At 27.8% G+C, this 23,099-nt stretch carries 21 protein-coding genes; all 21 read left to right on the top strand.

The features are described from left to right. The first annotated feature begins 228 nt into the window (after positions 1-228). The 21 genes from rpmG to dnaG all read left to right on the top strand — a co-directional run bounded on the left by rpmG (position 229) and on the right by dnaG (position 23,098). A complete protein-coding gene (gene rpmG, locus ACI2WZ_RS03690) occupies positions 229-372 on the top strand; it encodes a 50S ribosomal protein L33 (protein ID WP_023789764.1) in 144 nt (47 codons plus the stop codon). A gap of 49 nt (positions 373-421) precedes the next feature. Continuing rightward, on the top strand, positions 422-1,492 hold the full coding sequence (locus ACI2WZ_RS03685) for an aminopeptidase P family protein (protein WP_500244679.1): 1,071 nt from the start codon (positions 422-424) through the stop codon (positions 1,490-1,492). Positions 1,493-1,497: 5 nt separating this feature from the next. Continuing rightward, on the top strand, positions 1,498-2,205 hold the full coding sequence (uppS, locus tag ACI2WZ_RS03680) for a polyprenyl diphosphate synthase (protein ID WP_500244678.1): 708 nt from the start codon (positions 1,498-1,500) through the stop codon (positions 2,203-2,205). 2 nt (positions 2,206-2,207) lie between these two features. Continuing rightward, positions 2,208-3,257, top strand: a complete 1,050-nt coding sequence (locus ACI2WZ_RS03675; RefSeq protein WP_500244677.1) for a phosphatidate cytidylyltransferase — start codon at positions 2,208-2,210, stop codon at positions 3,255-3,257. Further along, positions 3,258-4,391, top strand: coding sequence for a 1-deoxy-D-xylulose-5-phosphate reductoisomerase (gene dxr, locus ACI2WZ_RS03670; RefSeq protein ID WP_500244676.1), 1,134 nt, complete (start codon positions 3,258-3,260; stop codon positions 4,389-4,391). Beyond that, positions 4,392-5,636: an RIP metalloprotease RseP gene (gene rseP, locus ACI2WZ_RS03665; RefSeq protein WP_500244675.1), complete on the top strand. Its 1,245-nt coding sequence runs from the start codon at positions 4,392-4,394 to the stop codon at positions 5,634-5,636. Positions 5,637-5,651: 15 nt separating this feature from the next. Continuing rightward, positions 5,652-10,094 (top strand): PolC-type DNA polymerase III, encoded by a 4,443-nt coding sequence (locus tag ACI2WZ_RS03660; protein ID WP_500244674.1) that lies wholly within the window; start codon positions 5,652-5,654, stop codon positions 10,092-10,094. A gap of 70 nt (positions 10,095-10,164) precedes the next feature. Further along, positions 10,165-10,656, top strand: coding sequence for an LSm family protein (locus ACI2WZ_RS03655; protein WP_500244673.1), 492 nt, complete (start codon positions 10,165-10,167; stop codon positions 10,654-10,656). Between the two features lie 62 nt (positions 10,657-10,718). Beyond that, complete coding sequence (locus ACI2WZ_RS03650; RefSeq protein ID WP_500244672.1) at positions 10,719-12,740, top strand: cysteine peptidase family C39 domain-containing protein; 2,022 nt, start codon at positions 10,719-10,721, stop codon at positions 12,738-12,740. 19 nt (positions 12,741-12,759) lie between these two features. Continuing rightward, complete coding sequence (locus ACI2WZ_RS03645; RefSeq protein WP_023789746.1) at positions 12,760-13,122, top strand: hypothetical protein; 363 nt, start codon at positions 12,760-12,762, stop codon at positions 13,120-13,122. Between the two features lie 25 nt (positions 13,123-13,147). After that, positions 13,148-13,618, top strand: a complete 471-nt coding sequence (gene ybeY / locus ACI2WZ_RS03640; protein WP_500244671.1) for an rRNA maturation RNase YbeY — start codon at positions 13,148-13,150, stop codon at positions 13,616-13,618. A 21-nt stretch (positions 13,619-13,639) separates the two neighbouring features. Next, positions 13,640-14,044, top strand: a complete 405-nt coding sequence (locus tag ACI2WZ_RS03635; RefSeq protein ID WP_023789742.1) for a diacylglycerol kinase family protein — start codon at positions 13,640-13,642, stop codon at positions 14,042-14,044. Between the two features lie 12 nt (positions 14,045-14,056). Beyond that, positions 14,057-14,461, top strand: a complete 405-nt coding sequence (gene cdd, locus ACI2WZ_RS03630) for a cytidine deaminase (RefSeq protein WP_500244670.1) — start codon at positions 14,057-14,059, stop codon at positions 14,459-14,461. An 88-nt stretch (positions 14,462-14,549) separates the two neighbouring features. After that, a complete protein-coding gene (locus ACI2WZ_RS03625; protein WP_500244669.1) occupies positions 14,550-15,287 on the top strand; it encodes a hypothetical protein in 738 nt (245 codons plus the stop codon). 11 nt (positions 15,288-15,298) lie between these two features. Continuing rightward, the gene (locus tag ACI2WZ_RS03620) at positions 15,299-16,012 is read left to right on the top strand and encodes a hypothetical protein (protein ID WP_500244668.1); all 714 of its coding nucleotides are present in this window, start codon (positions 15,299-15,301) and stop codon (positions 16,010-16,012) included. A gap of 125 nt (positions 16,013-16,137) precedes the next feature. Continuing rightward, positions 16,138-16,809 (top strand): hypothetical protein, encoded by a 672-nt coding sequence (locus ACI2WZ_RS03615; RefSeq protein WP_500222049.1) that lies wholly within the window; start codon positions 16,138-16,140, stop codon positions 16,807-16,809. Between the two features lie 11 nt (positions 16,810-16,820). After that, on the top strand, positions 16,821-17,960 hold the full coding sequence (locus ACI2WZ_RS03610) for a hypothetical protein (RefSeq protein WP_500244667.1): 1,140 nt from the start codon (positions 16,821-16,823) through the stop codon (positions 17,958-17,960). 20 nt (positions 17,961-17,980) lie between these two features. Then, entirely contained in the window at positions 17,981-18,883 is a 903-nt protein-coding gene (gene era, locus ACI2WZ_RS03605) for a GTPase Era (RefSeq protein ID WP_023789730.1), read from the top strand. 9 nt (positions 18,884-18,892) lie between these two features. Continuing rightward, complete coding sequence (gene recO / locus ACI2WZ_RS03600; protein WP_500244666.1) at positions 18,893-19,675, top strand: DNA repair protein RecO; 783 nt, start codon at positions 18,893-18,895, stop codon at positions 19,673-19,675. A gap of 118 nt (positions 19,676-19,793) precedes the next feature. Beyond that, on the top strand, positions 19,794-21,161 hold the full coding sequence (locus tag ACI2WZ_RS03595) for a glycine--tRNA ligase (RefSeq protein ID WP_023789726.1): 1,368 nt from the start codon (positions 19,794-19,796) through the stop codon (positions 21,159-21,161). 14 nt (positions 21,162-21,175) lie between these two features. Further along, entirely contained in the window at positions 21,176-23,098 is a 1,923-nt protein-coding gene (gene dnaG, locus ACI2WZ_RS03590; protein ID WP_500244665.1) for a DNA primase, read from the top strand. Position 23,099: the final 1 nt, after the last annotated feature.

Below are 23,099 nucleotides of genomic sequence, written 5' to 3'. Positions count from 1 at the left end.
ATCCTCCCTATATATAAAATACATTATATATGTGTTAATAATACACCTTATAAGTTTGTCTATAAGAACATTAAAAGGTTTTTTAAAACTATAAAATAATTTATAATGAAAAAAAGGAATTTTTTTTCAGGAATATATCTAAAAAAAGTAAGAAAAATGTTATATTTTATAGTTTTTTTTGATATCATTAACTTGCTTATATCTTAAATAACCAAGGAGGCTATTACTATGCGCGAAGGAGTTATCTTACGTTGTTCAATCTGCAAAGAAGAAAATTATATTGCTAAGAATGACAAAAGAAAAGAAAAAATCGAAGTAAAAAAACATTGCTTTAAATGTAATGCACATCAAGTACATAAACAAAAAAAATAGGGATGCTTTTTGTGTCTCTTTTTTTTAAGCTAAATGAGAGGAATATATTATGAAAAAAGAGCTTTTATTAAAAATATTAGAAGAAAACAATGCGGAGGCTATTTTATTGTACTCTCCCCAAAATAGATACTGATTCTCAAGATTTCCATCTTCGTTAGGATATATTTTATTTACAAAAAATAAAAGTTATCTATTTGTTGATGGAAGATATATTACTGCTGCTAAGGAAAGTAACTTATTATTGAATATTGATGAGATTGTTGGTTTTGGAAATCCTTTTCAATTGATGAACAATATAATCAAAGAGAATAATATCAAAAAAATAATATTTGAGTCAGATTGAGTATTTGTCAACGAAGCCAAAAGGTTTGCTAAATCATTAGATGCTGAGTTAGCTGAATATAACTTTGAAGCGGTTAGAATGGTTAAGGATAGTTGAGAGATCGAACAAATTAAAAAAGCTTGTGAGATAACAAATCAAGTATTTTTAGAAGTTTTAGATTATGTTAAACCAGGTATTACTGAATTACAATTAGCTAGATTTGTTAGTGACTCATTTTTGAAAAACGGAGCACAAAAACTAAGTTTTGATACGATTGTTGCTTCTGGAGTTAATGGTAGCAAGCCACACGCTGTACCAACAGATAAAGTGATCGAAGAAGGGGACTTTGTAACCTTAGACATGGGTTGCTACTATAATGGTTATTGTTCAGACCAGACAAGAACATTTGCAATCTATAATGATCAAAATGTGAAAATGAAAGAGATTTATCAAATAGTTTATGAGTCTCAACAAGCTGGTATTGATGCAATAAAACCAGGTGTTTTGGGTAAAGAAATTCATAAAATTTGTTTCGATTACATCGAAGAAAAGGGTTATGGACAATATTTCACTCATGGAACAGGTCACGGTTTGGGTATAGAAATTCACGAAGAACCTTATAACTCTGTTGCAGGTGATAAACCATTAGTACCTGGAATGTGTGTCACAGTTGAACCAGGAATTTACATCCCTGGTCTTGGTGGAGTTAGAATTGAAGATGATATTTTAGTAACAGAATCAGGATATGAATATTTAACAACACCACTAAGATCATTGCAAATTACAAAAAATAAGTAATTTCTATGAAAGAATTGAATCATGTAGCAATTATATTGGATGGCAATGGTCGTTGGGCAAAGTTACAAAATAAAAATCGAACATACGGACATAAAGTTGGTATGGAAAAAATATTTTCAACTATTATGATTGCAAAAAAACATAATATTAAGTTTTTGAGTTTATTTTGTTTTTCTACTGAAAACTGAAACAGACCAAATATTGAGGTTAAGTATTTAATGAAGTTTCCAGGAGAAATATTTAGCAAAGAAAAACAACAAAAATTTATCGATGAGGGAATCAAAATAGTTTGGGTTGGAAGAAGAACAAAAGTTCCTAATGCAACTCGCAAATATCTTGAAAATATTGAAAAAAAGACAGCAAACTTAAATGAAATAGTTGTTAATATTGCTATTGATTATGGAACTAGTGAAGAATTAGAAAACAGTTTGAAGGCTTTGTGTCAAGAAATCAAAAAAAACAATGTTAATGTTGATAATCTACAATATAATGACATTAGTAAGTACTTTTATACGAAAGATTCACCAAATATTGATTTTTTGATTAGAACTGGTGGCGAAAAACGTTTAAGTAACTTTATGCTACTACAAGCAGCATACGCAGAATTGTATTTCACAACTACTTTCTGACCAGAATTTGATGAAATACATTTTGAAAAGGCGATAGAGGATTATTATAAAAGAGATAGAAGATTTGGAACAATTAAGGAGTAGTTATGAAAAATAAAATGCAAGACAACAATAATTTTGAAGAAAAAAACCTAGATGTTAGTTTTAAAACAACAACAGGTATGAGTGTTTTAAAAGTTAGAACTTTGTCTGCTATTATTTTGTTAATGCTATTAAGTTTATATGTTTTAACTGGTGCCTTATATTCTTATCTACCAAACTCAAAAAATATTGAAATTACTTCTTATTTTTCAATATTAATGAATATTGCAGTACTAGCGATCAGTATTTTTGAAATAAATAGGGCATTAGGTTTTAAAAAATGATATCAACAACTAATATTAATAAGTTTAAATGTTATTTTATATTTATTCCCTGTGTCAAAAGACTTATATAATTTCTCATTTTATCGATTATTAAATATGGACAACTGATTTGCAACTTGACAATTTACCTTACTTTTCCCGATGATTTTTCTTTTCTACATCATTTTAGGATTACTAGATAAGTCTATAGGGTTTAAAAATACAGGAATAAATTTTGTAATTTGTTTACTGATAACATTTGGGATAAAAGCTTTTACAATCACTTCTTTAGATTTACAAAGACCTTACAACACAACCCCTGAATATTCTTTTAATACAGCGGTTTGAATATGGTTAATGATCATATTTGCTGACACTTTTGCATATATTGGTGGAGTTAATTTAGGTAAAACACCTTTAGCTCCTAAAATAAGTCCAAAAAAAACTTGAGAAGGTGCATTAATAGGTTTATCTAGTGCAACAGTATTTGGGATAATTTATTCTGTAATATTTTTATATTTATTACCAGATTTTAAACCATTTAATTCAGCTATTTCTGAATTACAATCAAGATCTGGTAATAACTACACTGTTATAGCATTTTATGTAATTTTTAGCTTATTATTTCCGATAATTGGTTTGTTTGGTGACTTACTATTTTCATGAGTGAAACGTAGCGCAAATATTAAGGATTTCTCAAAAATCATCCCAGGACATGGTGGATTCTTAGATAGAATGGACTCGGTCATTTTATCATTTGCTGTTCTATTTTTGATAATAGTTTTCGTATAGATGAAAAAATTAATTTTATTTGGTGCTTCGGGGAATGTCGGTCAACAAACAATAGATGTTTTAACATTTAAAAAAACCGAGTTTGAAATAGTTGGTTTAAGTGTTGGTAACAATACAAAGAATTTGAAAGAAATGATAGCTACTTTTCCAAATATTCAAATGATTTACGTTTCAAAAGATCCAGAAAAATGACAACAAGAGTTTCCAAATGTAAAAATTATAAATGATGATATTTGTAAACTATTGACTTTAAAACATGATATTGTTGTTAATGCTTTATCAGGTTTTTTTGGTCTTAAAGTAACCCTAGAAGCAATTAAGAAAAACTCAATTATTCTAAATGCTAACAAGGAATCTTTTGTGGTTGCGGGTGATTTAATCTCGAATTTATTAGTTAATCATGAAAAGGCTAAAATTTACCCCCTAGATTCAGAACATTGTGCCATTTTTCAATGTCTAGATAATAAAAATAAACCAGAAATTCTTTATTTGACAGCTTCTGGTGGTCCGTTTAGAAGCATTTCGCTTGAGGAAACTAAAAATGTTACTTTAGAAAGAGCTTTAAATCATCCAAATTGAAACATGGGAGCTAAAATCACTATTGATAGCGCTACTATGTTTAATAAAGCATTTGAAATTCTTGAAGCATTCCATTTGTTCAAAATCAAAAATATTTGTACGTTAGTACATCCTGAATCGATTGTACATTCTATGGTAGGTTATGCTGATGGTTCGATAATATCACAAATGTCGGTGCCAGATATGAAGCAAGTAATCAATTATTTTCTTGAATATCCACTGAGAACTGATTTTGAAGGACAAAAAAACTTAAGTTTTCAAAAAAACTTAAGTTTAAATTTTAGCGAGATAGATCAAAAAAGATTTCCACCAATTAAAATGGCACTATCAATTCTTGGTAAGGAAAACTCAAAAGCTATTGCGATGAATGCAGCAAATGAAATATGTGTTGATTATTTTTTGCACAATAAGTTAAAATTTAATCAAATTACAGAAATTGTTTTACAAGTATTTGAGAATACGGAGAATATAATATTGAATACATACGAAGATATTTCGAATTTTGATTCAAAAATACGAAAAAAAACAATACAATTAATTAATGAGGTAAATTAAATGAGTAGTCTAATGATCGTGCTTGGATTTTTTGTTGGAATCTTTGCATTACTAGCTTTAATAACAATACATGAGTTCGGACACTTTATTGTTGCCAGATTATCTAAGGCATATGTATATGAATTCTCGATTGGATTTGGACCAAGAATATTTGTTTTTAAGGGAAAAGAAACTTGAATATCAATCAGAGCATTCCCGTTAGGTGGTTATTGTTCAATTGCATCAGATAAAGTTGATCCACCAAAAGACCGCGAAGATGTGGTTGTACCCAAGGAAAGACAGATGGATTATATTGCTAGATGAAAAAGATTTTTTTTCATTATTGCAGGTCCACTAATGAATTTATTTATTGCATTACTTTTATTTACAATAATATTTGCCAGCACCCAAGTTAAAAAGAATGATATGTCTTACTTCGGAGCTAAATATGACCAAAATAAAATCGCATATAAACTGATTGAAAAAGAAGAAAAAAAGCTTCTCAAAACAGATAAAGTCGATATCAATCAACAATATGTTATTTGAGGTTGAACTTTAAAGGACTTTGATTCAAATGAATTTATTTTTGATAATATTTGTGATAAAACAACTAAATGCGACGATAAGATTAATGAGATAAGTTCTCAACAAGCAGTCGATTACAAAAAAACGGTCTATAATTTTATCGATAATTTGAAACGTAGTGAAAATCATAAAAATGTACAAATTATGTTCCAATATAAAAAAGTAGATAAATTTTCAGGTTTAGCCTTAGATGGTTACAAAGATGGAAGAATTACTGAAATGTCAAGTACGGATATAAATGACAATTTATATTATGAATCTGGACAAAATGTTGGTATTGCTTCGCCTGATAGGTTTTATAAATCATCAAACGAAGCTTATCTTGCGGGTTGAAAAGAAACATTTGATCAATCATTATCGATTATCAAATCACTAGGTATGATATTTACTGGACATTTTTCTCAACTTTCAGGACCAATTGGAATAGCTGGACAAACGGCGACAATGTTGCAATCAGCAGATCAATTTTTCTTATATGTTGCAATGATTAGTGCTAATTTATTTATTTTGAATTTGATGTTTTTCCCTCCTTTTGATGGTTACAAAGTTGTAGAACTTTTCATAGAAATGATTATTAGAAGAGAAATTCCTCAAAAGTACAAAATTATTATTTACACCATTGGTGGGGTCTTATTTTTGGGATTATTAATCGCTGTTACTATAAAAGATTTTATTGTTTAACTATTTGGAGGAAAAATGGATAAAAGTTTGAAGGAGTTTTTCGATAAATTAAGTATCTTTTTAAGTGAAGAGGAAACTCTTTATTTTAAGGATGCTCATTTATATAAAAAATCTGAATTCATAAATTCTTTAAAAATGTTACGCATATTTGTTAAGCTTAAAGATTTTTTGCCGATTATTTTACTTGAAAGATTAGAATCAGAGTTAGTTAACAATACATTTTTACCAACTAAACTAAACTTACAAGTTGAAAATACAAACTATAATAAAGAGTTAATTTGAAATTATATAGAATACATAAAAGATAAAAAAGCTGAAGTCAAGACGGGTACAATTAAAACTCTTTCTCCAAAACTAATAGAATACAATGTTGATAATAGAACGGTTATTTTTTATGCTGAAAATGAATTAGAAAAAAATCTTCTCGATATGCATTCTGATTACTATAAAAATAAATTAATCAAGTACGGTTTTACAAATATCAACTTATCTGTTATTGTTAAAAATGATTTAGAATCAAATGCATTGAATGAAGTGAAGAAAATGTACGAAGATGCTTCGTTTTATAACGAAAATCATTTAAGACAAAATACAACTGTTGTTGCAAAAAAACCTAAATATAAATCTACTAAAGTTCTTTTAGAAACTCCAACTTATGAGAGTATTGCTGATTTAGAAGAAAATGCTCAAAATGTCACAATACATGGTCAATTAATTTCAAAAAGTGCTCGTGTTTCTAAAACCGGAAGAAAGATATACCACCTTCCAATAACAGATGGTAAATCATCAGTTTTGTGTGTCTTTTTTCAGTCAGACTCTAATCCAACTTATTTTGATGAATGTACTGATGATAACAAAAGTTTTTTTGCGGGTTATGAAGATCAAATGATAAACAAAGATGATTGAGTAGCTTTTAACGGAAAATACATTTACTCAGAATATGAAAAAAACTATATTTTTTACATAGATAAATTTCAGAAAATTGAATCAAAAACAGTTTTAAGAAATGATAATGCAGTTGATAAAAGGGTGGAACTTCATACTCATACCAAAATGAGTGCAATGGATGGTGTTAGTTCTGTAAAAGAATATATTGAAACTGCTAAAAGATGGGGTTGAAAAGCCATTGCTATTACAGACCACCTAAATGTCCAATCATTTCCTGATGCCTATTGGGCGTTAAAAAATGCAAATGATTCTATTCAAAGCGATCAAGATTTAAAATTAATTTATGGAAGTGAAGTCGTTATGTTGGATGACGATTTCTGATTTGTAAAAAATCCTAAGCAAACTAAACTAAGAGAAGCTAAATTTGTTGTATTTGACTTAGAAACGACAGGTTTATCACCAGAATATGACGAAATAATTGAATTTGGAGCCAATGTTTACGATTATAAAAATGGGACTTCTAAAAAGTTTGATATTTTAATTAAACCATCAAAACCTATTTCAAAGTTCACAACAGATTTAACTAATATCACAAATGAAATGCTTGAAGATAAAAATACAATCGAATCAGAAATAGGAAACATAATGGAAATAATTAAAGATGGAATTTTAGTTGCTCACAACGCGAACTTTGACTTTAATTTCTTAAACGTTTTGGCCATTAAGTTTGGATATGGAGAATTAAAAAACACAGTAATTGATACTTTAACACTTGCACGTAGTCTTAAACCAAAGTTAAAGAACCATCGATTAGGAACGGTTGCTAAGGCTTATGGAATATTATATGACGAAAAAATTGCCCACCGTGCAGATTACGATGCTGAGGTTCTAACTAATCTTTACGAACATATGTGAAGTGATGCAAAAAAAATAAGACCAATTGACATTGATAGTGATTGAGACTTGTTCAGAAATAATCCTTATGAAGAAGAAAACCATAAAAGAGTTAGAGGTCATCACTTAAATATCATTGCCAAAAACCAAGAAGGACTAAAAGATTTATATAAAATAATTTCGTTATCTCATACAAAAAACTTCTTAGGTAGTCCAAAAATATTTAAAAGTGCTATTTTAGAATTCAAAAATCGTAATAACATACTAATTGGTGATGGTTGTGTTAATGGGATGGTTTTTGATTATGCACGTACAGGCACTAAAAAAATGCTACGTGAAGCAATAAGTTTATTGGATTATATTGAAATACAACCTTTGAGTGTTTATAAAAAACTAATACAAGTAGGAGATTTAACTCTCGAAGATTTGAAATTTTATTTAAAACTTATAATTACAGAAGCTAAGAATTTGAATAAATTAGTTGTAGCTACGAGTGATGCACATTACGTTGACCCTGATAAGAAAATTATTCGTGATATTTATATCAATACAAAAGGACTAGGTGGAGTATATCATCCGTTGTATGATTTCAAACAAAGAGTAAAAGATAATCCTGATCAACATTTAAGAACTACTTCTGAAATGTTGAAAGAGTTTGAATGGCTTGATGATGAAGAACTTGTGAGAGAACTTGTAATTACTAATCCAAATCTTATTGCAGAAGTTATTGACTCTGGTATATGCCCGATTAAGTTTGGTTCCTTTCCACCGAATATCGATGACGTTGATAAAATGCTTGAGGATGAATGTTATAAAAATGCGAGATCACTTTATGGAGAAGTGTTACCAGAAATTGTGGAAAAACGCTTACAAAAAGAGTTAGAGTCAATCATAAAACATGGTTTTGCTGTTGTATATTGAATAAGTCACTTGCTAGTTAAAAAAAGTCACGAAGATGGTTATTTAGTTGGAAGTAGGGGTTCTGTTGGTTCATCATTTGTAGCAACAACCTCGAATATAACAGAGGTTAATCCCTTAAAAGCACATTATCGTTGCCCAAATTGTAAATATTCTGACTTTAACACACCACCAGAAGTGAAATGTGGTTATGATTTAGAAAAAAAAGTTTGTCCAGAATGTAACAACGAAATGATAGGTGATGGTCATGATATTCCCTTTGAAACATTCCTAGGTTTTGATGGTGATAAAGTACCAGATATTGATTTAAACTTTTCAGGTGAATATCAACCGATTGCTCATAACTTTACCAAAGAAATGTTCGGAGAAAATAATGTTTTCAGAGCCGGTACAATTTCAACAGTGGCAGATAAAACAGCTTATGGATTTACAATGGGTTATTTTGAAAAAAAATTTGAAAATCAATCTCAAATTAGGAAAGTTGAAATTGAAAGATTAGCCAATCTTTGTACTGGTGTAAAAAGAACAACAGGTCAACACCCCGGAGGAATAATTATTCTTCCTAAGGAATATGAAATTGAAGATTTCACACCTGTTAATTATCCAGCCGATGATGATACGAGTGAATGAAAAACAACACACTTTGATTTCCACTCAATTCATGATAACTTATTAAAAATGGATATTTTAGGTCATGTTGACCCTACCGCTTTAAGAATGTTATATGATCTAACGGGTGTAAATCCAATAACTATACCTACAAATGATAAAAAAGTTTACTCATTATTCTCTAATTTGTCAGCTTTAGATATAAACTCGGATGAATTACTTGGTGAATCAACTGGGGCCATTGGATTACCTGAATTTGGTACTCAATTCGTTAGAAATATGTTGAAGGAAACCAAACCACAAACATTCGCTGATTTAGTCCAAATTTCTGGTTTGAGTCATGGTACTGATGTCTATGTTGGTAATGCTCAATCTTTGATCAAAGATGGAACAGCTAATATATCTACTGTAATTGGTTGTAGAGATGACATAATGGTTTACTTGATGTCAATGAATTTGGATGCATCTACAAGTTTTAAAATTATGGAAAGCGTTCGTAAAGGAAAAGGACTTAACAAAGAATGAATTGATATGATGAAGGCACATAGTGTTCCTGATTGATATATCAATAGTTGTTTGAAAATAAAGTATATGTTCCCTAAGGCGCATGCAACTGCCTATGTTTTGATGGCATACAGAGTTGCTTGATACAAAATTTATTATCCAGAAGAGTATTATGCAACTTGATTTTCTACAAGATCAGATTTTTTTGATTTAGAAACAACCATAAAAGGACCTGAGGCAATTAAGTCTAAGTTAGAAGATATTAAACAAAGACAATTTAATAAAATGCCTGTCTCTGCAAAAGAAGTAGGGCTTATTACAACTTTTGAAGTACTTCTTGAAATGTATGCAAGGGGTATAACAATGGAAAATATCAATTTTAATATTTCTGATGGTATGAGATTTAAAACAGTAATTAACCAAGAAACCGGAAAAAAAATACTATATCCGCCTTTCAATGTAATAGATTCTTTGGGTGAAGCAGTTGCTAATTCAATAGTTAACGCTAGAAAGATAAGACAAATTACAAGTGTCAACGACTTAAAACAACGAACTCAAGTAACCCAAACGCAATTACAAATTTTTGCTAAGTTGAAAATTACAGATAATCTAAAAGATGATGAGCAACTTGCATTCGATTTTTAAAAAGTCTTTTAAAAGGCTTTTTTTGTTTCTAGTTTTTAAGATAAAATAACTTTGGTAAGGAAAATTAAAAATGTCATTGAAAATTATTGAAGAAAAATATAAAAAAAATATAGAGATCATTTTGGAGAAATATGGATTTGATTTATATGAATTAAATTGAATTTTTGATTTTGAGTCAAATGTTTTACAAGTTTTAGTTGAGAACATCGATAAAAAATCGATGTTCATAGATTTCGACCTACTTGTAAGCGCAAATGAGGAAATTTCTAATTTATTAGATCAAGAGGATATCATAACCGATAATTATATATTAGAAGTATCAAGTGCTGGTGCTGAACGCCAAGTTAAAAAAGAAGAAGTTCTAATAAATAATATTGGAAGCTATTTCTTTGTCAAATCTAATATCAGTTTTGAAGGAGTTAATGAATTTAATGCTTACTTAGATGCTTATGATAAAGATTCAAAAGATTATACTTTTTCCTTTTTTATTAAAGGAAAACCAAAAAAAATAAAACTTAAATACGAAGACATAAATTTTATAAGGTTTGCAATAAAGTTTTAAACCTTTTTTTTTTTTTTTTTGCAATAAATTTAATTCTGTGACGATATATCTAAGGGGTATTTATGGAGCTTAAATTTATAAAACAAAAAAGTGCAAAAGATTGTGGTCTAGCTGTTAGTTCGATGTTAATAAACTATTATCACAAAAAGAACTTTTCTATTGAAGAACTACGTTTCCAGAATACTTTAGAAGATAGTGAAATGAGCTTGCATAATATTGAAAAATTACTAGAAGTTTATAAAATTGAATTCAAGTCTTTTTATTGTGAATTCGAAGAGTTCTCACAGCTTGATATATCTAATCCAGTAGTTGTAAATATTTTGAATGCCAATAAGGATGAACATTATGTAATTGTATATAAAAAGAAAAAAAATCATTTTTTAGTAGCTGACCCAGATAAAAATGATATATTATGAGTCAAAAAAGAAGAACTGGCGTCTGTTTATCAGGGTTATTTTTCTACAACAAGTCTTTTAAAGAGGATTACTTTTAAGAGTAACAAATTAATATCATGATATAAGTTACTTGGTTATTATTTGAAAGAGATTTTAATGATTCTATTTATATCTTTGTTTTTAAATCTTTCGATATTATTATCAAATAATTTTTTAAAAATTTACTCTTTAAATGTAGGTCTAGAGGATTTTGATGATCTTAAAAAAGTCTTTTTGGCATTCAGCCTTTTGTTTGTATTTCAAATAGTTATTAGTTTTGTGGTAAATAAAATAATTTTTTATATACAATCCGACTTGAATAAGCGAATTTTCATTTTTTATAAGGATAAAATATTAAGCATTAACATAGAAGATTTTGGTTCTGTTTCGAAAGAAGAATGACTAAACAAACTTAAATATATAAATGTAATGTCATCATTCATTGTGCAAACTACATTGACTATCCCAATACAGTTTGTTCTCTTCTTTATGTCACTAATAATGCTTTCTATGATTTCGAATTTATTATTAGCAATCATTTTACTAGAAAACTTGGTATCGGTATTTTTATCCTTTGTTTTCTTTTACTTCATCAGAGATACTAGTATTAAGGCTAAGAGAAAGAATATAATTTTTGGATCAATGTTTAGAGAAATTATTGATGGATATAACGAGATAAAATTTAAAAAAATGTCTTCATATTTTTCAAGAAATATTGAAAATAACTTCAGCGAAGTTAATAACATAAGTAAGTTGTCTAATAATCAAACGAGTTTAAATAGTCTGACATCCAGCTTATTAAGTAAGTTTTTCTTTCTTGTTATTTTTTATATTTCTGCGTATATGATAACAAATAATGTGTATAAGTTTAATGAACTTCTGTTTTATATCTCTATTTCGCTTTATATAAATAGTTTTACTAATTCACTAGCAGGATTAATATTCAACTATCAAGAGATAAAAATTGCTTCTAGTGAGCTTAAGTTCATTTTTGATACAAGTGTTGACAAGAAAACTGAGAGCTTAAATAGTAAAATAATCTCAATCAAATGTGAAAATATTTACAAGTTCAAAAATGAGTCCTGTTTGATCAAAAATGTTAGTTTTGAGTTTAATAAAAATACTTTTATAAAAGGTAATTCAGGATCAGGAAAGACTAGTTTACTCAAATTAATATCAGGTAATATTCAAAATTTTGAGGGCAAGGTTTCATATAACAATGTTAGTCATTCTCTCTTAAATGAAGAAAAATTAACCTCAAAAATTTGTTACATAGGACAATATGACTATTTATTTAATGATACAGTTTGAAAAAATCTACAGTGTTTTCAGAATTATATAAATATCGACTACTTTAAGGATATGAATTTTTTAGGAATTTTAGAATCTCATAATATTGACATCCACAAAACAATAGTTGATAATGGGAGCAACTTGAGTAAAGGTCAAAGGCAAATGATTAATTTTTTAGGTTTGTTTTTTGTGGAGAAAGAGGTTTATTTGATAGATGAACCTTTAAGTAATGTTGATCGTAAAACAGCAAGAGTGTTGTTAGAAAAATTTATAGAGTCTAAAAAAAATAGTTTAATTATAATGACAGATCATAATCTTGATTATCAAAATTTATTTGAAGAAAGTTTGGTGTTGTAATATCTCTAATAGGGTTTTAATGTATTTATATTTATCAATTGTAGTTACAATAAGTTTAATTGGAGTTTTATCTTTTATCAAAAAAAGCGATGTTTCTTTAGCTACTATTTATATCAAAGAATCAATGAAAGAAACAGGTGAAGTAGTCCAAGAACCATATATTTTAACAACAGAGAAGATTAATATTTCAAATATTAAATCGGTAAAAGTGGAATTTATGAATGGTTACCAGAACTTTGGTAATGAAGTTTTAAAGTATAAAGATGGGTTATTAACAATAAAAGAAGAGGTTGTAAGTAATATAAAAAAACTGAATGGTAAAATTTGGTTATACAAGGAAAAAATATCTTTGCTAAAATACCTATTAAATAGTTTCTTTTAATTGATATAATTTATTTGGTGACTTTATGGACGATTTAAATTTTATTTATGATGATGATAGCGAAGAATTAAAGAACTATGAATCTGTATTTTCTCAGTTAGTGAGAATCACAAAAGATGTTCTTAACATCAATAATAGTTTAAGTATGTCTATTAATTATATAAAAGATGAAAAATCACTTGAATTGAATAAGAAGTATCGTAACAAAGATTATATTGGAGATGTTATCTCTTTCCCGATTGATGATGATTATGGATTGTATCAACAATTAGATTTTAGGGAAATTGGTGATATTTTTATAACTTATCAAGAAGCCAAAAGAAAAGCTGACCATTACAATCATGATATTAAAACTGAAATGTGTTGATTATTTGTTCATGGATTGTTACATATCTTAGGCTATGATCACGAGTTGAGTGATAAAGATGAAGAAATTATGTTTGCGCTTACGGATAAAATATTAAATAAAATAAATGTTAAATATAAAATAGTATAATAAATTTCATAGGAGCTAATTATGTCGAATAAAATTAAGAAAAAATCCAAAGTTGGAATAAGAGTTAAAAACAAATTCGGAAATGCAGCAAGAGGGATTGCTACTGCATTTAAAGAAGAATCCACTTTAATTGTGTACTTATTCGCTATTTTGTTCTGTATAGGATTTGGAATTTGATTAAAATTAAGTTACATTCAGTGGTCTATAATCTTGATTACAATCGGTGTTTTAATTGGTTTCGAATTTGTTAACACTTCTATAGAAAATTTTGTAGATTTATTAAGCTTTGAATATAATATACAAGCAAAAAAAATAAAAGATATATGTGCCGCTGCTAGTATAATAAATGCATTTATTTCGGTTGTTGTAGGATTTTTGATTTATCTACCGATGTTAATTGAAAAAATATCAAGTATGATCAATTAAAAGGAGTAAGTTATGAGTTATACATTCGACAAAGTATATGAAGAATTAAAGGAACTAAGGGTCTTTTCATATTCTCCATACTCAAATTTTAGGGTTTCTTGCATCATTTATTTAAAAAATGGCAAAAAAATAAAAGGAGTTAATGTTGAGAATGCTGCATACAACCCGTCTATTTGTGCAGAAAGAACAGCAATTTCACAACTAGTAACACAGGGTTATAACAAAAATGATGTGGATTTTTTAGCATTATACACTGATTCTAAGGGTTTTGGTTCACCTTGCGGTACTTGTAGACAAACATTGATGGAGTTGCTTGAACCAGAACAAAAAATGTGGGTTTATAATGCTGATAATTTTTTAGGTGAATTTACATTGAGCTCGTTTCTGCCTTATTTTTTTTCAAAAAATAGCTTGTAAGTTAACATTTTAACTAAAAGTCCTATAAAATAAATTAATAATTAAATTTAACTACACTTCAGTGTAGTTTTAATTTAACGGAGGAAAAATGGCTACTAAAACTTTAAATCTCTTTAAAAAACCTGTTGTTTGAAATGAAATAGGTGCAAGAGCAATTAGCGGTTATGCTATGATTTTGGGAATACCTTGCTCGTTTCAAGAAATTAACGATTTTATAATTAATAGAGAATTTTTAGACCCAAATGAAGATCATGGATTTGAAGATGAAATTGTTAATATGGCAAAGTCTTGGGAATCTATAAAAGAATTAATATTGGAAACTAAATACAATATTGAAAGTAAAAATGTGGAATCAACAATTGAAATTAGTCAACTTTTAGACGTTTATACAAAATTAGATCCAAAAAAAACTTATAGAGATTATTTTTTAGGTGAATCGGATGAAAGTAAAGATTTCATCCAGGCTATCAATGATGCATTAAAACATTTATCAATTGAAGAAAGTCATGAATCTACTTTGGAATATATGGCAACTTTTTTTATCGAACAATGTATCAAAAAACCATTAGGTGAGTTTACAGACCCATTTATTTTTTCACTTATTGAAGGACTGTTGATATTTAAAGATGTATCGCCGCTAGTCTTTATAGATGAAGACGAGTTTTTTAATGAAATATATAATCAACATACTAAAACAGTGGAGATTTGCTCAACTATACCGCAAAATCGATGAATTGAAAATACGATATTCAGACAATATGTTAATTTATGAATTAATAAGTCAGAATATTATTTAGAAATTAATAAAGAAAACTTTGATTTTTAGTGGAGGTCTTAATGAGTAAGAATATTTATGATATACCTTGAGATAAAATTGACAATAATATTTTATGCAATTTGTCCTATTTAGAGGGTAGAACTTTCTTGTGAGAGGAATTCGAAGACTTCATTTCTAATAATACTGACATACAAGATGATAAAGAAGATTTGTTTGAAGAAGAAATTTATAATTTATTAAATTCTTGAACACTTGTAAAAAAACTAATTATTTTTGAGATTGAAAACAAATTAGATTATAAGTATAGAAAAGTCAGATTGATTCATGATATGCGAAATGTTTACTCCAACATTGATCCTACAAAAAGAATGATTTATAGATTTAATATTCTTAAGCCCTCTGGTTATAAATTTTTGAAGGACTTATTTAAGCTATTCAAAAAAGTAAGTAGTGGAGATAATTACTTTTCTACAATTCAAACATTACTATATTTTTATATTGATAATACAATGAATCACACATTTGGTAAGTATTCCAGAGAATTATTTTGTCTTCTTTTCGAAGCTTGCTTATTGATAAAATTCAAAACACCATTGATATTTAGTCAAGACGAAGTTAAGGCTTTATCCGATATATGTGAAATTGTCAGAAAAAAATGTTTGTGCATTGAAAAAAGACATTGAAGTAACCTGATAGAATTTAGACAACTATTGAATACATTAGTTTCAACCTACGAGCTCAATAAATTAAATTATGTTCTTGGTGAAAGTTAATTAACATAATCAATATTATTACTTTAAGATAACTAAATATTAAATAAGAATAAAATAACTAAGAATTTTCTTAGTTTTTTTTATATAATGAATAATATGTCACTCGTAAACAAGGAGAAATTATAATGTTTCAAGAAAACACAATAGTAACAGATATTTTGTCAATTATTGGCCTTGTTATAATAGTTTTATCACCATTTTATTTCTCGATGTTACATCGTAAAATACTAAATGGTCGTTTACACACGAAAGTTGATGGCGAAAAACTTTTTGAAAAGTTGAAATATGATTTAAAATTATCAAAAATAACAGGTGTAGATAAAAAAAGATTATACAGAGATGTTGATTATGCAAAAACTATATTCCGCGGTGCAATGGAATATAACTCAAGAGAATTAGTATTATATTTCAATGAGTTATTTGCAAAAAGGTTCATACACAAAACAATCAATAATAAGTCGTTAGTTCACTTTTTGATATGAATTGTAACTATCGGAATTATTATGGGTGGATCTCTATTTGATCTTTGATATTGATTAACTAATATGAAGTCTATGGATAAATCTTCTGGGATTGTTTCAATATGAGTTATGTTTTTTATAGCCTTTATTGGTACAGGTATTAATAAATTTTTAGAGTTTTTCAAAGTAAAAACTGTTGTTAATGATGAAGTACGAAGAATAAATTTAGCTAAAAAAGAAAAAGTATGAAAGGATTATGTGATTGTATTTTGGTGTTCAATCGGCACTGGTGTTTTTGGTTTTTTACTTATATTCATCAATATATTCATCACGTAGGAGGATAAAATATGGGACATATGAGTAAAAATATTGATGGTAAACTTGGTGAAGTTTTCACAAAGAGATTTTTAAAATCAAAATATGTAAATATGGTCTCAGAAGGAGATTATTTAGCTAGATTAAGTAGTTGTTGTAAGGCTACTTGAGCTATGATATTTCAATGTCTTTGAATTGCATTCTTTTTATATGCAAGATTTGTTGTTGGTAAGCAATATAATAATTCGCTTATAAGTAATGAAGCTATGTCTTGACTATATAAAGAACAATTATCAGTCTTAAATAGTTATATATACATACAAATTTACCATATATTTATATTATCAACTGTTCTAATTGTCATGTTGAATATGACTATGGGTGTTGGTACAACCATTTACACCGTCTTTTTTAACCTACTATTTATTTCAGAAGCTTTATTGTATGGAAGTTTTATATTTATATTAGATTGAACAGGTTTACTTCACTCATTTAAAAATATTTCTTTTATTTGGGAAGTATTAAAAACTCAATGGTTATGATTGCTTTGCATTTTTATAGCAGTTTGATCATTTATTCCTATGTGTTCTATATTTAAGGATGTTAATATGCTTAATAGAGAATGAATTAGGGTAGATAGATATAGAAAAACAGAGGATAAAGAGAACGCATTTGTATTTAAAACATGAGTTACCCCAGGAGAAATCAAATCTAGAAAAGGGATGATTATTGCAGGGTGATTCGCTATCTTAACGGCCTCTATTTTCGAACTATGTGATGTGTTTATTGATACTAATTTTACTGTAATGAAATATATTATATTAATTTTCGGGTATGTAGTTTTTCTAGGTGCCTATGTAATACCCTATAGTAAAATAAGCTTAATTTTTTATTGAGTTAATCAAACATTTTTGTTATGTTTATTTATTTATAGCTTATATTTGGTACAAAATAAAGCTTACATTAGTGGCTATAGATATTATTATGCATATCTTGCGATCTTTGTACCTTGGTTTTTAAGTTTTAAAGCATCGATTCGTTACACATGAACTATCAAAGATAGGGAAGAAATTAAAGCAATAGTTCTTAATAGTTTTGAAAGTCAAGATGAATTTGAGGAATTTTTAGAAGAAAGAAATAATACATTAAAAGAAGCTGCCACAACGATTTAGCTTCTAAGGAGAAAAAAAACGTGGACAATATTAAATCAGGATTCATAGCAATCATAGGTAGACCAAATGTTGGAAAATCTACCTTACTTAATACTTTATTATCTAAAAAAATAGCCATTGTAACAAATAAGGCACAGACTACTAGAAATAGAATTAATGGAATTCTAACAAAAGAGGACTGCCAATATGTATTCGTTGATACACCAGGGGTTCATAAACCTCACAATGAGTTGGGTAAATATATGAATAAAGTAGCTTTGCAAACTACTAAAGGTGTAGACCTAATATTGTTTTTAGCACCTTCAGATGAATTTATCGGAGAAAATGATAGATTTGTACTAAACGCTCTTAAAGAAAGAGATCTACCAGTATTTTTGATTATAACTAAAGCAGATTTAGTTGATGAAAAAAGTATGGACATTAAAATCAAAGATTGAAAAAACCAAGGTTTTAACTTTGCTCAAATTATAAAAGTTTCTTCTACTATGAACTTCAATTTGGATGTTTTACTAGAAAAAATAAAAGAAGTTTTACCTGAAAATGGTGTTAAGTTTTACCCTGATGACCAATATACAGATCAACCCGAAAGATTCATGATACGTGAAATAATAAGAGAAGAAATATTGCTCCAAACTGAACAAGAAATTCCACATAGTGTTGCTATATTAATAGATAAATTTGAAGAAAATAAAAATATTATCAAAGTCATTGCATCTATTATATGTGAACGCACTAGTCAAAAAGGAATTATTATTGGAAGCAAAGGATGCAAAATCAAGTCCATTGGTATTGAATCTAGAAAAAAATTAGAAGAACTTTTTACAAAGCAGTTTTATTTAGAGTTGTTTGTTAAAACTAAGGAAAAATGAAAACAATCTGCTTCCTTATTAAAACAACTTGGTTATGATAAGGATAGCTATTAAAAACTTCAAATGAGTGCTATTAAAATAGATGCTTTTGTAATAAGTAACGAAGATTATGAAGAATTTGATAAAATTTTGACGGTTTTTACAAGACAATATGGAAAACTTAATTTATATGCTCCTGGTGTTAATAAAAGCACCTCTAAAAACAGCTACTCTGTTCAAAATTTCTCGTATAGTCATTTTGAAATATTCAAATCCAAGAGAAGCGATAAGTATAGTAAATTAAAAACTGGATACTTAATAAAAGATTATTATGCTATAACAAAAAATTTTACCAATTATGTCTATTGTTCAATAATTATGAAAGTTACAGAACAAATATTCGAATTTGGTCAAAAAAACTACAAGTTTTTTGATGCATTAGTAATTTGTATGGAAAATATGGAGTCAAACAGAGATGCATTTAAAAACTACTTAATGTTATTGTTTTTTCTACTTCAAAATAGCAGGTATAAATTTCATATTTCAAAATGTAGTAGATGCAGAAAAACTAATAATCGTTTTGTTAGATTTGAACATTCTAATAAAACTTTAATTTGTTATAAATGTATTTGACCCGAAGAAGTTAAGCAACCTATATCTTTCATAGATTTAATAACAACTTTCGATAGTTTGTCATTTATTGAAATCATACAAAAGAAATATAACCCACATGATTTAATTGTTTTACACAATATATTATTGGATTATTTCGAGTATGATTTAGGCTTTTATATACCACCTTCAAAATTATTGAAGAACACTTCCGCTACAAACTTAAACCAGAAGATCATCGATTTATATAAATAACACTTATAGTAGGTTGACAAAAACTTGGTATACATAGACAATCAATAGGGTACAAATAGTGTGTAAATCAACAAACGATATCAAGTTTGTTTTTTTATTTGTAAGGAGTTTAAAAGAAATGAAATTAGAAATTGATAAATTAATAGCACATCTAAAATCGCAAGGATTTGTGTTTCAAGGCTCAGAAATTTATGGAGGTTTAGCTAATTCATGGGATTATGGACCGTTAGGTGCAGAAATGAAAAATAAACTAAAAAAAATGTGATGAGATTTTTTTGTTAGAAGAAATCCTCATAATATTGGATTAGATTCTTCAATTATTCTTAATAGTAATGTTTGAAAAGCTAGTGGTCATTTAGGTAACTTTAATGATCCTTTACTTGATTGTAAAAACTGTAATTCTAGATGAAGAGCTGACAAACTTATTGAAGAAAAGTTTCCAGATATGAATGTTGGTGGTTGGAAAAACGAGGAGTTAGAGAACTATATACAAGAAAAACAAATAGCTTGTCCAAAATGTGGTAAGTTAGATTTCACAAATATAAGACAGTTTACTTTAATGTTTAAAACTAATCAAGGTGTTGTTGAAGATGACTCTTCAATTGTTTATCTTAGACCAGAAACTGCACAAGGTATATTTACTCAATACAAAAATTGTCAAAGGTCTTTAAGAATGAAATTACCATTTGGAATTGGACAAATCGGTAAATCTTTTAGAAATGAGATAACACCAGGTAACTTCATATTTAGAACTAGAGAATTTGAACAAATGGAATTAGAGTTTTTCTTTTCTCCTGATGATAGTTTTGATTGATTTGATTATTGACAAAATAAAGTAGTTTATTTTTTGGAAAATAAAGTTCAGCTTAAAAAAGAGAATTTCATTTTAAGAGCACATAGCGAAGATGAACTTTCACATTACTCAAACAAAACTACTGATATTGAATTTAAATTTCCTTTCGGAGTTGGTGAATTATGAGGAATTGCTCATAGATCAGATTATGACCTTTCTCAACACCAAAAGTTTAGTGGGGAAGACTTGTCATATTTAGACCCTTTAACTAATAAAAAAATAATACCACACGTTATTGAGCCAAGTGTTGGTGTGGAAAGACTAATGTTGGCTATTTTATGTCAAAGTTACTATGAAGAATCTTTAGAGTCTGGAACAAGAGTTGTTTTAAAATTACCTTATGCATTAGCACCATACTCATTAGCTGTTATGCCTCTTCAAAAACAACAAAAAGAAGAAGCTTATAAATTATATGAAAATCTTTTATTGGATTTTGATGCAACATTTGATGAAACAGGTAATATAGGTAAGAGATATAGAAGACAAGATGCAATAGGTACTCCATTTTGTATAACTATCGATTTCGACACTGAAAATGATGGTTGTGTAACAGTACGAAATAGAGATACAATGGAACAAGAAAGAATTAATGTAAAAGATTTAAAATCATACTTATTGAATAAACTTTCTTAAGAGGAAAAAGATAAATGAAAATCTCACAACAACAGATTGACAACATTATACAATTAACAGATATCAGTGAAGTGATTGGTAAATACTTAGATTTACAAAAAAAAGGTAGAGATTACAGGGCTGTTTGTCCATTTCATGATGATTCATCTCCATCTTTAATGATATCTAAGGAGAAAAAAATCTTTAAATGTTTTGTTTGCGGGACAGGTGGCAATGCAATAACTTTCTTACAAGAATTTAATAATATAAGTTTTTATACGGCATTATCTTTACTAGCAAAAGATTTAAACATAGTTATCGAGGGGTTAAATAATTTAGAAGATAAACCAAAAGTCTCTTCTTTCGAATCTAGATTATTCGATTTGAATAAAGAAGCCGCTAAATTTTTTAATGGACTATTACTTACTAGTGAAGCAAAAAAAGCTCGTAACTATCTTACAAATAGAAATATATCTTCACAAGAAATAGAAAAATTTAAGATTGGTTACTGCCCGGGTAATTCAAATTTGTATTCATTTCTTAAAGGAAAAGGTTTCACAAAAAAAGAAATAGAAATATCAGGACTTATTTATACTCAAGGAGTTAATCAAGTACCGTTTTTTAAAGATAGAATAATTTTCCCTATTACAGATATAGATTCTAATATTATAGGTTTTTCTGGAAGAGTGGTAGATCCAAATGATACACCTAAATATAAAAACAGTAGTGAAAACAATGTATTTAAAAAATCTCAGTTAGCTTATAATTTAGAAAATGCAAAAAAAGAGATCAGAATCAAAAACGAGATTTTAATTTTGGAAGGTTTTATGGATGTTATAAGTTTAGAAAGAATTAATATAAAAAACTCTATTGCAATCATGGGAACAACTTTCTCAAACTTTCATCTAGATTTGATAACAAAAGTTACTAAAAACATAAAACTCTTTTTAGATGGTGACAAACCAGGAGTTATGGCCGCGCTAAAAATTGCAAAGTTTCTTATGTCAAAGAGGTTAAATGTAACAATAATTCAAAATGATACATCTAAGGACCCTGATGAATTAGTTACAGCAGGTGAAGTAAATTTAATTAATCAAATGATAGCTAATTCAAAACATCCAGTAGACTTTGCAATTGACTATTTTGTTAAAGAAACTGATTTGAATGACACATTACAAGTCGATAATTTTATTAAAAACGTTATTGATGTTTTACAATATGAAAAAAACGAAATTATTTCAGCTAAGAACATCAATAAAATTTCTGAGTTAACAAATATAGATAAATCTCTTATAGAGAAAACTTTAGCAAAGACAACTCCAAATATATTTGTTAAGGAAGAGAAACCAAAAACGGAATTTATTCCTCCATATATTATTGGTAATGAAACACAAGATAATGGATTTTTTATACCAAATTATGACTTGCAAGAAAAAACACTAAACTTAGTTACTAAAAAAAGTTTTGATAATAACTTAAATAAACGGGATTTTAATAGGATTAAATCTGCAAAAAATAAAGCTGAGTCGGCAATAATTTTAGAACTTTTAAGAAGTGATGAAAATGCTAAGGTTATTGAAAAAAAATTAAATTTATTTGAATCCAGTTCATTACGAACGATAGCTAAGTTTATAATAGAACAATACCGAGAAAATAAATACAATGGTAATGATTTTGAAATAATTGCTAACGCGGCTTCACAAATAAGCCGTAAATTTCAAGAAATTCTATATAATATAAATAACTTGAACTTTGCTTGAGTTCAGAATAGGTTATCGGAAAAAGCAATAGAAGATATTTTTGATACAATCGAGATTTATCGTTTAAAATTAGAAGAAGAAAATTATATCAATAAATTAAAATCAACTAACAATTATCAATTAAAGAAAGACCTTATGTTGCAAATTGACAATATTAGAAAACAAATACAGGTTGTAGAAAAAAAGAGAGGAAATTAAC

Source organism: Spiroplasma endosymbiont of Megachile willughbiella, assembly GCF_964273395.1.
GTDB lineage: Bacteria > Bacillota_I > Bacilli_A > Mycoplasmatales > Mycoplasmataceae > Spiroplasma_A > Spiroplasma_A apis.
Note: the sequence above shows the minus strand (reverse complement) of the source record. Positions and strands in the feature narration are given on the sequence as shown.